General features: G+C 71.3%; 2 protein-coding genes. Both read right to left on the bottom strand.

Features of this window, described 5'->3' with window-relative positions; translation table 11 throughout:
* Positions 1-1,060: HAD-IC family P-type ATPase (locus G6026_RS15205; protein WP_347238122.1), on the bottom strand; the 1,060-nt coding region annotated here is incomplete at its 3' end.
* Positions 1,057-2,486: potassium-transporting ATPase subunit KdpA (gene kdpA / locus G6026_RS15200; RefSeq protein WP_241728122.1), on the bottom strand; the 1,430-nt coding region annotated here is incomplete at its 5' end. The genes kdpA and G6026_RS15205, both read right to left, overlap by 4 nt.

Below are 2,486 nucleotides of genomic sequence, written 5' to 3'. Positions count from 1 at the left end.
GGGTGGCCGCGGCCGGCAGGTCGTGCTCGCGGGCACAGAACTCCACGATGCTCCGACCCTCCGGGGTCTCGTCGGCCAGGCTCGAGGCCCGCGCGGCCTCGGCGAGCTCCGCCGTCGACGCACCGGCCGCCGGGTCCAGGGACGTGGCCTGGCGAGCGCCGAACGTGATGGTGCCGGTCTTGTCGAGCAACAGGGTGTCGATGTCGCCGGCGGCCTCGACCGCCCGGCCCGACGTCGCCAGGACGTTGTGCTGGACCAGGCGGTCCATGCCCGCGATGCCGATGGCCGACAGCAGGGCGCCGATGGTGGTGGGGATGAGGCACACCAGCAGGGCGATGAGCCGGATCGGATCGATCTCGGCGCCCGAGTAGGCGGCCACCGGGCCGAGCGCGAGAACCGCGACCAGGAACACGATCGTGAGCATCGCCAGGAGGATGTTGAGCGCGATCTCGTTGGGGGTCTTCGTGCGCTCGGCGCCCTCGACCAGCGCGATCATCCGGTCGACGAACGACTCGCCCGGCGCGGTGGAGATGCGCACGACGATCCGGTCGGAGAGCACCACGGTCCCGCCGGTGACGGCACTGCGGTCGCCGCCGGACTCCCGCACCACGGGCGCGGACTCCCCGGTGATCGCCGACTCGTCGACGGTGGCGATGCCCTCGACCACGTCGCCGTCCCCGGGGATGGTCTCGCCCGCCAGAACCTCCACCAGGTCACCGACGGCCAGCTCCGTCGACGGGACGGTCTGGGTCTCGTGGGGGCCGCGTCGGACCCTGGCGGTGGTCTCCGTGGTGACCTTGCGCAGGCTGTCGGCCTGCGCCTTGCCGCGTCCCTCGGCGACCGACTCGGCCATGCCGGCGAACAGGACGGTGGCCCATAGCCAGGCCGCGGTGGACCAGCTGAACACGGTGGGGTGCAGCAGCGCGAGGACCGTGGTGAGCAACGACCCCACCCACACCACAAAGAGGACGGGGTTGCGGGCCTGGTGCCGTGGATCGAGCTTGCGCAGCGCACCGGGGGCGGCCGCGGCGAGGTGCCGGGAATCGAGCAGGGCGGTCACTGGAGTGCCTCCGCGATAGGTCCGAGGGCGAGCGTGGGCACGAAGGTCAGCGCCGCCACCAGGAGGATGACGCCGAGCAGCAGGCCGCCGAAGAGCGGTCCGTGCGTCGGCAGGGTGCCGGGGCCGGGGTCGCTGCGCTTCTGTGCGGCGAGCGAGCCGGCCATGGCCAGGACGAGGATGATCGGCAGGAACCGGCCGAAGATCATGCACACCCCGAGGGCGGCCTGGAACCAGTGGTCGGTCACCGTGAGGCCGCCGAACGCCGAACCGTTGTTGTTGGCCGCCGAGGAGAAGGCGTAGAGGTACTCGCTGAGTCCGTGCGCCGAGTTGGGCGAACCGGGGGGCCCGCTGTTGCTCTGGGCCTCGACCGCGGACGGCATCACGGCCGTGATCGCGACGCCGGTGAGGACGAGCGCGGGCATGACCAGCAGCGACAGGCTGGCGCAGGTGATCTCCCGGCGGCCGATCTTCTTGCCCACGAACTCCGGGGTCCGGCCGACCAACAGCCCGCCCACGAACACCGCGAGCACGGCCAGGACCAGGATCCCGTAGAGACCGGTCCCGACTCCACCGGGGGCGATCTCGCCGAGCAGCATGTTGAGGATCAACGCCCCACCGCCGAGGGCCGAATAGCTGTCGTGGGCCGAGTTGACCGCCCCGGTGGACGTGCCCGTGGTGGACACCGCGAACAGCACCGAGGCCGGGATCCCGTGGCGGACCTCCTTGCCCTCCATCTGCATTCCGGCGGCCTGCGCGGCCACGCCGACGGCGTGGTACTCGGCCCACGTGACCACGGCGAGCATGCCGCCCCACAGGGTGGCCATGACGCCGAGGATCATCAGCCCGTGCCGACGGCTGCCCGCTCCCGACTCGGCGAGCATGGTGCCGAACGTCCGGGTCAGCGCCACCGGGATCAGCAACAGCGCGAGGATCGACAGCAGGTTGGCGATCGGGGTGGGGTTCTCGAACGGGTGCGCCGAGTTGGCCCCGAGCACGCCGCCGCCGTTGGTGCCGAGCAGCTTGAGCGCCTCCTGGGAGGCGACCGGCGCCGTGGAGATCTGCTGTGCGGTGCCGTCGAGCGCCGTCACCGCCACGCCGCCGGAGAACGACTGGATCATGCCCTGGGTGAGGAACAGCGCGGCGAAGATCAGGCCGAGGGGGAGCAACACCCGGGTGACCGCCCGGGTCAGGTCCACCCAGAAATTGCCGATCACGCCGCTGCGGACCCGGCAGAACCCTCGCACCACCGCGATGGCCACGGCGATACCGACGGCCGCGGAGACGGCGTTCTGCACCGTCAGCCCGATCACCTGGGTGAGGTTGGTGAGCGTCTCCTCGGGCGTGTACGACTGCCAGTTGGTGTTGGTGACAAAGGAGACGGCGGTGTTGAACGCCATGGCCGGTTCGACCGCGTCCTGGTGGGCAC

The sequence above is a fragment of the Dietzia sp. DQ11-38-2 genome, assembly GCF_014145055.1.
Classification (GTDB): domain Bacteria; phylum Actinomycetota; class Actinomycetes; order Mycobacteriales; family Mycobacteriaceae; genus Dietzia.
Note: the sequence above shows the minus strand (reverse complement) of the source record. Positions and strands in the feature narration are given on the sequence as shown.